7 protein-coding genes are annotated in these 8,357 nt (G+C 67.2%); 4 read left to right on the forward strand and 3 right to left on the reverse strand.

Annotated elements, in window-relative coordinates:
- Positions 1-138: 138 nt before the first annotated feature.
- Complete coding sequence (locus K225_RS0110015; protein WP_202900041.1) at positions 139-840, reverse strand: response regulator; 702 nt, start codon at positions 838-840, stop codon at positions 139-141.
- Positions 840-2,756, reverse strand: coding sequence for a type IV pili methyl-accepting chemotaxis transducer N-terminal domain-containing protein (locus K225_RS0110020; protein WP_026436278.1), 1,917 nt, complete (start codon positions 2,754-2,756; stop codon positions 840-842). The genes K225_RS0110015 and K225_RS0110020 overlap by 1 nt, the downstream gene beginning before the upstream one ends.
- 72 nt (positions 2,757-2,828) lie before the next feature.
- Between K225_RS0110020 and K225_RS0110025 the strand changes: the two genes are divergently transcribed.
- The 4 genes from K225_RS0110025 (at position 2,829) to K225_RS0110040 (ending at position 7,496) form a co-directional block, all read left to right on the forward strand.
- On the forward strand, positions 2,829-3,653 hold the full coding sequence (locus tag K225_RS0110025; protein ID WP_026436279.1) for a ChaN family lipoprotein: 825 nt from the start codon (positions 2,829-2,831) through the stop codon (positions 3,651-3,653).
- Positions 3,654-3,957: 304 nt separating this feature from the next.
- Complete coding sequence (gene purU, locus K225_RS0110030) at positions 3,958-4,806, forward strand: formyltetrahydrofolate deformylase (protein WP_026436280.1); 849 nt, start codon at positions 3,958-3,960, stop codon at positions 4,804-4,806.
- A gap of 13 nt (positions 4,807-4,819) precedes the next feature.
- Complete coding sequence (locus K225_RS0110035; RefSeq protein ID WP_026436281.1) at positions 4,820-5,725, forward strand: LysR substrate-binding domain-containing protein; 906 nt, start codon at positions 4,820-4,822, stop codon at positions 5,723-5,725.
- Between the two features lie 271 nt (positions 5,726-5,996).
- On the forward strand, positions 5,997-7,496 hold the full coding sequence (locus K225_RS0110040) for an FAD-linked oxidase C-terminal domain-containing protein (protein WP_026436282.1): 1,500 nt from the start codon (positions 5,997-5,999) through the stop codon (positions 7,494-7,496).
- A gap of 753 nt (positions 7,497-8,249) precedes the next feature.
- Here K225_RS0110040 and K225_RS21665 read toward each other — a convergent pair.
- On the reverse strand, positions 8,250-8,357 hold a 108-nt coding region (locus K225_RS21665; RefSeq protein WP_155885246.1), incomplete at its 5' end, for a DUF445 family protein.

Here is an 8,357-nt window from a genome sequence, read left to right on the forward strand (position 1 = left end):
TGGCATGCATGGTCCCGCGAAGGCAGGGTTTTGCCTATCCCTCTTCAGGACGGGTCAGCACGGCAAAAGGAGGAGTGGATCGACGCCCCATCGTTCGAAAGGACTAATCCGCTGGAACAGGGATGTCGAGGCTTGCCGCTACCGCTGGCGGTCAGAGGCGTACACGGCGGCCTGCACGCGCGAGCTCAGTCCCAGTTTGCGCAGGATGTGCTGCACATGGATCTTGACGGTGGTTTCGGCGATGTCCAGCGCCCGGGCGATTTCCTTGTTGCTGGCGCCCCGTGCAATCTCGCGCAGCACGTCTTCCTCGCGCGGCGAGAGGGGTGTGCCTGACTGCTCCGCCGCCGGCGCCTTGCCGGACAGGGACGATGCAAGAGCGCCATTCGCCTGCGGCGCCCCCTGCGACTGAAAGGCGGCCACCAGCTTGCCCATCAACTCGGGGCTGACCACGGGCTCTCCGGCGGCAGCGCGGTGAATGGCCTGCGCCAGCAGATCGCCGTCGATGGTCTTGAGCAGATACCCCTGCGCACCGTTGCGCAGCGCGGTGGCCAGATCCTGTGAATCTTCGCTCACGGTGAGCATGAGCACGCGGGAGGCCGGAGACACTTCACGCAGCCCCTGGATGGCATCCACCCCCGTCACCCCGGGCAAATGGTTGTCGAGCAGGATCACGTCCGGGCGCAGGGCGGGGGCCAGGCGCATCGCCTGCGCAGCATCGCCCGCCTCGCCCACCACCTGCAGGCGAGGATCCTGCCCCAGCAAGGCCACCAAGCCTCGGCGAAACAGGTTGTGGTCGTCCACGACGAGCAAGGTCACGGGCGGCAGATTGGGCATAGGCATCAGTGAACGAAACGGGCAACAGGCAGCATGGGCAGCTCGCGCGGCTCCTGCGCTGCGGACAGGGTGGGAAGCTCGATGCACACGCGCGTGCCCGCACCGGCAGACGACTCGACCTGCACCGCCGCGCCAATGCGCTGCGCGCGCTCGCGCATGATGCCCAGACCGACATGCATGGAGTCGGGCGGCACCGCCCGAACATCAAACCCCACCCCGTTGTCCTGCACTTCGAAGCGCCAGCGGGGATGCCGTTGCACGCGCAACTCCACCCGGGTCGCGCCCGCGTGCTTGCGCACGTTCGACAGGGCTTCCTGCACCATGTGCAGGACCTGGATCTGCACATCGGGCGGCAGGGGCAGGCCATGGCCCGCCATGGTGAGCGCAGTGGCGATGCCGGTCTGATGCTCGAACTTGGAAAGGGTCGAGCGCAGTGCCGTCTCGATGTCTTCTTCGCTGGTACGTGTGCGAAAGTGCACCAGCAATTCGCGCACATCGGCATAGCACTCGCGCACGCCCACATCGAGCTCGCCCATGCTGCGGTCCCGCGCCACGATATCGCCCTTGGCCACGGCATCGCGCAGCAGCTGCGTCTGGATCTTGAGGAAAGCCAGCGACTGGGCAATCGAGTCGTGCAGCTCGCGCGCCAGCAGGCTGCGCTCCTGCGCCACGGCGGCCTCGCGCTCCAGGGCCGTGGCGCGCAAGCTCTCCATGGCGCTGGCCAGATGGCGCGTCATGGCTTCCAGAAGATCACGCACTTCATCCGTCAGCGCCACCGACGGGCGGAAAAACAGATTGACCTCTCCGAGCACCCGCTGCTGCATCTGTACCGGTATGGCCACCAGGGTCTGGTAGCCGGCATCGCGGCAATGCGGAAACACCAGCGGGGTGGATGCGATTATCGGTATGACACGGGTATGTGCCTGGTTCTGCGGCTGGCCGCACATGCAGGTGCCCGTGTGCAGGCAATGCTCCTTTTCGGTCATGGCGTGCGGCATGCCGTCACCGGCCAGCAGCACATAGCGCTCGTTGGCCTCGTCGGACCAGCGCACTGCGGCCGCATCGGCGCCCGCCACCCGGCGGATCTGCTGCACAAAGCCTTGCGCCAGCGCTTCCAGGGCGGTCGCCGTGGAAGCCAGCGCGCTGACCTCGTAAAGCGCCGCCAGGCGCTGGTTCTGCACGGCGATGCTGGCGGTCTTCTCGCGCACCTTTTGCTCGAGGTCCTCGTGCGAAACCTGCAAGGCATGGGCCATCAGGTTGAAGCCCGCCGAAAGCTGGCCAAATTCGTCCTCATCCCCCAGGGGCAGCCGCACTCCCCACTCCCCCTGGCGCAAGCGCCCCAGCGCCTGCTGCAATTGCGCCAGCGGGTTGATCACCAACAGGTAGCTCACCGCCATGAAGGTCACCGCGGCGGCAATCGCCACGGCCATCATGAAGAGCTGAAAGACATGCAACGCGGCCGTCCAGCCCGCGATCTGGATTTCTATGGCTTCGACGAAACCGTCCACCTGCTGCACAAAGCGGTCGGCCTGGGCCAGGGACCGGGCACGGTCCGGCGGCAAGCCCAGGGACCACTCGGTGCGCAAGCCCAACCAGGTGTTGCGGATGCGTTCAAAGCGTGTCCGCGTGTCCTCCCCCCAGGGCACGAACAGGGGGCGCGAGGGATCGCCCGTGCGCAGCAACTCCAGGCTGGCGTCGAACTGCCGCGCCTGCCTTTGCACCTCTTCGGGGGACGCCGTCTGCTGCACCAGCACCATGCGCAGCATGTTCATGCGCAAGCGCCCGGCCTCGTTGACGGCCGCCGCGCCGCCTTCGAGTTTCCAGGTCACCCACAGCGTCAAGCCGATGGAAGCCAGCGCCACCAGCAGAAAGCCCCCGCCCATGGCCAGCAGTTTGAAGGTCAGCGGGGACTTGGTGCGCATGGGCGCAGTGTAGGAAGGGTGGACAGGTCTTGTCTTGACGTAAATCAAGTTGAAGATGCGTAGCATGGCGCCATGCCGTCCACGTTTTCCCGCCTTTTGCGGCCTCTGGGAGCCGCTTTCGCCGCCCTGGCCCTCGCCGGTTGCGCCAGTTCCCCTGCCGTGGTGCCTGGCACCTTGTGGCCGGCGCCGCTGGAAGGCGCCACGCCCACCGACATACTGCTGCTCGGCGAGCAGCATGACGCCCCCGACCACCAGCGGCTGCAGCGCGACACGGTGCTGTGGCTGGCAGCGCGCGGCCGGCTGGCGGCCCTGGTGCTGGAAATGGCCGAGCGCGGCCACAGCACCACAGCGCTGCCACAGGATGCCACCGACGAGAAGGTACAGGCGGCCCTGCAGTGGCACGACGCCGCCTGGCCCTGGTCCACCTATGGCCCCGTGGTCATGGCCGCCGTACGTGCCGGTGTGCCTGTGCTGGGGGGCAACCTGCCGCGCAGCGCCATGGCCGCGGCCCTGCAGGACACCCGCTGGGACAGCCACCTGCCTGCCGCCGCCCGCCAGCAACTGCTCAATGCGCTGCAGGACGGCCATTGCGGCCTGCTGCCCGCCGCGCGCCTGCCGGCCATGGCCCGCATCCAGGTCGCGCGCGACGCCAGCCTGGCCCGCACGGCACAGGAGGCGGTACGCCCAGGCCAGACCGTGCTGCTGGTGGCCGGCGGCGAGCATGTGCTGCGCCACCGGGGCATTCCCACCCACTGGCCGAGCAGTTTGACATCCAAAGTGCTGTCAGCGCATACGGATCCGGCGCTAGCAGCTTCAAAAACAGGAGTAGACATCGCCATCACCACCGCGCCGCTGCCGCCGCAGGACGCGTGCGCCGTGTTGCGCCCGCCCAAGTAATCCCCACCGACACGCCGGCAGGAAAAGCCGTCGGCCCCGCTGGCGCTCACCCCCGTCTGTGGGGCCCGCACCAGGGTGGCAAGCGCCTCGGCCGGAACCGGGCGACTGCAGTGGCAGCCCGGGAAGCTGTCGCAGCCGCGCTCGCGCAAAAATGCCAGTTGCTCGGCCGTTTCGGCGCCCTCGGCCAGCACCCGCAGGCCCAGTTCGCGCCGACGCCGCAGATCACCAGCGCCATGCCCACCGGATGGCGCATGCATCGCATTCCTCCATCACCTGCTGGCCTAGCTGCGACAATGTGGCAGCTATGACCAACGCCTATATTCTTACCCTGTCCTGCCCCGATCGCCTGGGGCTGGTGCATGCTGTCTCGGGCTTCCTGCTGGAGCACGGCGGCAACATCGAAGAAGCCGCTCAGTACAACGACCACGCCACCGGCCTGTTCTTCATGCGCGTGCAGTTCGCCTGCGACCAGCACGACCACGCCACCCTCAAGGCGCGTCTGGCCAGCTTTGCAGAGCCCCACCAGATGCGCTGGACCCTGCATGCCACGGCCACGCCCATGAAAACCGTGCTCCTGGTCAGCAAGGAAGGCCATTGCCTCAACGATCTGCTGTTCCGCTGGAAGAGTGGCCTGCTGCCCATCGACATCCGCGCCATCATCAGCAACCACCGCGACTTCTACCAGCTCGCGGCCAGCTACAACGTGCCGTTCCACCACATCCCGGTGACTGCCGCCACCAAGGCCCAGGCCGAGGCCAAGCAGCTGGAGATCATCGAGGCCGAAGGGGCCGAGCTGGTGGTGCTGGCCCGTTACATGCAGATCCTTTCTCTTGACCTGTGCCAAAAGTTGGCGGGTCGGGCCATCAACATCCACCACAGCTTCCTGCCCAGCTTCAAGGGCGCCAAGCCCTACTACCAGGCGCATGACCGGGGCGTGAAACTCATCGGCGCCACCGCCCACTACGTGACGGCCGACCTGGACGAAGGCCCCATCATCGAGCAGGATGTAGCCCGTGCCGACCATACCGACACGGTGGAAGACCTGACAGCCCGGGGCCGCGACACCGAAAGCCAGGTGCTGGCCCGCGCCGTGAAGTGGCACAGCGAGCACCGCGTGATCCTGAACGGTCACAAGACGGTGATCTTCCGCTAAACCGTTCCGTCCCATGGCCACGGCAGCCCCGTCCTCTTTCCTCAGCAGCGCCGCACGGCGCATTCCGCCCATCCAGTGCCTGCTCACCTTCGAGGCGCTGGCCCGGCTGCGCAGCGTGACGCAGACGGCCGACGAGCTGTGCGTGACGCCCAGCGCCGTGAGCCACCGCGTCAAGCAGCTCGAGCAGATCCTGGGCGTGCGGCTGTTCGGCCGGGCCGACTTTTCGCTGACCACCGAGGGCAGCGCCTACCTGGCCCATGTGCGCGAAGGCCTGGGCGCGCTGCAGCGCTTTCCAGGCCAGGCCGCCGCGCCAGGGCGCCGGCGGCTCAAGCTGGCCGTGACACCCACGTTTGCGCGCACCATCCTCATCCCGCGCCTGCGGCAGTTCACCGAGGCCTACCCCGAGATCGACCTGGCGCTGCAGGTGTCCATCCCGCTCCTGGACGTGGTGGCCGAAGACGCCGACCTGATGGTGCGCTTTGGCCCCGGCCACTATGCCGACGTGGAGCATGTGGAGCTGGCCCGTGACGTGGTCACGCCCCTCGCATCCCCCGCCTTCGTGCGCGAACACGGCCCGTTCGAGCGGCCCGAAGACCTGGAAGGCGTGCCCCTGCTGCGCAGCCCGCTGGAGCCCTGGCGCACCTGGTTCGCCGCCACGGGCCTCGACTGGGCCGAGCCCAGCGAGGGCTCGCAGTTCAACGACATCGGCCTGATGTGCGACGGCGCCGCCGCTGGCATGGGCGTGGCACTGGTGCGCCTCAAGCTCGGCGCCCCCTGGCTGGAGAACGGCACGCTGGTGCGCCTGTTTGCCACCGACACCGCCAGCCCCCACGCCCACTACCTGTGCTGGCGCACCGGCACCATGGACCGGTGGGAATGCGCGGCGTTTGCCGAATGGCTGCGCAAAACCATGGCGTAGTAGAGGCATCCCCCTGAGTCGCCTTTGGCGCCTTCCCCCTTCTCTCGGCTGCGCCGGGAAGGGGGACGCAGCCCTCGCTGCGGGGCGGCCCTTGCTCGGCTGCCCTCGACCGAGCCGCGCCCTCCTCCATCAGGTTCAGGCAAAAATTTGCCTCCAGCGCTTTTCCAACAAGCGCCAGCAGCTATCAATTAATGAGCAATCCGGTGTTTTTCACAATCCCCTGCAGAAAAGCTCAAGCCCAGGCACCCAGCCATCCCCTACAGTGATAGCCATGAACACTGCCGCCGCCCCCACCGCAGCCCTGTCCGAACGCGCCGCACGCCAGGCCGAAGTGGTCCAGGCCCTGAGCCGCGCCGTGCCCGCCCACGCCCTGCTCTGGCACAGCGAAGACACCACACCGTATGAATGCGACGGCCTCACCGCCTACCGCCAGCGCCCGCTGGTGGTGTGTCTGCCCGAAACCTATGACGAGGTGCAGGCCGTGCTGCAGGTGTGCCACCGGCTGCAGGTGCCCGTGGTGGCGCGCGGTGCGGGCACGGGCCTGTCGGGTGGTGCCATGCCGCATGCGCTGGGCGTGACGCTGTCGCTGGCCAAGTTCAACCGCATCCTCGACATCAACCCCGAAAGCCGCACGGCCGTGGTGCAGTGTGGCGTGCGCAACCTGGCCATCAGCGAGGCGGCGGCGCCGTATGGCCTGTACTACGCGCCCGACCCCAGCAGCCAGATCGCCTGCACCATCGGCGGCAACGTGGCCGAGAACTCGGGCGGCGTGCACTGCCTGAAGTACGGCCTCACGGTGCACAACGTGCTCAAGGTCAAGGGCTTCACGGTGGAGGGCGAGCCGGTGGAGTTTGGCAGCGAGGCGCTGGACGCCCCCGGCTACGACCTGCTGGCCGCGGTGATCGGCAGCGAGGGCATGCTGGCAGTGACCACCGAAGTGACGGTGCGCCTGATCCCCAAGCCCCAGCTGGCGCGCTGCATCATGGCCAGCTTTGACGACGTGCGCAAGGCGGGCGATGCGGTGGCCGCCGTGATCGCCGCCGGCATCATCCCCGCCGGCCTGGAGATGATGGACAAGCCCATGACCGCCGCCGTCGAGGACTTTGTGCACGCCGGCTACGACCTGACGGCCGAAGCCATCCTGCTGTGCGAAAGCGACGGCACGCCCGAAGAGGTGGAGGAAGAAATCGGCCGCATGAGCGAGGTGCTGCGCGCTGCGGGCGCCACCGCCATCAGTGTGAGCCGCGACGAGGCCGAACGCCTGCGCTTCTGGAGCGGCCGCAAGAACGCCTTCCCCGCCAGCGGCCGCATCAGCCCCGACTACATGTGCATGGACTCGACCATCCCGCGCAAGCGCCTGGCCGACATCCTGCTGGCCATCCAGGCCATGGAGAAGAAATACCAGCTGCGCTGTGCCAACGTGTTCCACGCGGGCGATGGCAACCTGCACCCGCTGATCCTGTTCGATGCGAACGATGCCGACCAGCTGCACCGCTGCGAGCTGTTTGGCGCGGACATCCTGGAGACCAGCGTGGCCATGGGCGGCACCGTGACGGGCGAGCATGGCGTGGGCGTGGAAAAGCTCAACAGCATGTGCGTGCAGTTCTCTGCCGAGGAAAACGCGCAGATGCTGGGGCTCAAGCATGCGTTCGACCCGGCGGGGTTGCTGAACCCGGGCAAGGTGATTCCTACGCTGAACCGGTGTGCGGAGTACGGGAAGATGCTGGTGCGGGGGGGGCAGATCAGGCATCCGGAGTTGCCGAGGTTTTGAAGGCAAGACGGGGGTTTTGAACGGAATTGGCCTTCAGCGCTTATCCAGCAAGCGCTGGTAGCGATTGGTTTGATAGTTTGTGGTGTGCCTTGATTGAGGGTGGAGGCCGGGTCTCGGCCCGGCGGCCGACTCACTTTTCTTTGCTTCGCCAAAGAAAAGTAAGCCAAAGAAAGGCGACCCTACAGGCAGCGTCCCTGCGCTGCGCTACGGGCAACCTGCGGTGCTCGCGTCCAGCGGGGTCTCGCTCGAACTCGCTGCGCTCAGACAATCGCGAGCCCTGATCCGCTGGCCGCTGCGCTCCTCGGCGCATCCTGAAGGGAACCCGAGCGAACATCCCTTCGGGCCATCGCTGCGCTTGGCCCGGGCTGCGCAGCGCGTGGCGCTTGCGCCCGCGAGAGGGTGCCGAGCGCAGCGATGGCCCGTAGGTTGTTTGGATGTTCTTTTCCCACACCATCTGGCTGCGCCTGCGGCGGGGCGGTGGCGGGGGGAGCAGGCGCGCCAGTGCGCGCATGCCTCGTCAACTGACTCGCCGTGGCTGTCCGAGCGGCGCGCGCAGCGCAAAGCGAGTTCCACGGCGCACCCCGCAACCGCCCCGATGCAGGTTTGCCCCGTAGCAACGCGAAGGGGTCGCAGACTGTGGGTCGCCTTTTCTTTGCTTACTTTCTTTTGGCGAAGCAAAAGAAAGTGAGTCGGCCGCCGGGCCAAGACCCGGCCTCCGCCCTCAGCAAACAAAAACCGCACGCCCCCAAAAGTTCAAAACAACGCCCGCCAAACCTCCCCCGCATGCGACACCCCAAACAGCACCACCCCAATCAACCCACCCACCACCGTCCCATTGATCCGGATGTACTGCAGATCCTT

Origin of the sequence: Acidovorax sp. JHL-9 (genome assembly GCF_000426205.1) — a bacterium.
GTDB lineage: Bacteria > Pseudomonadota > Gammaproteobacteria > Burkholderiales > Burkholderiaceae_C > Acidovorax > Acidovorax soli.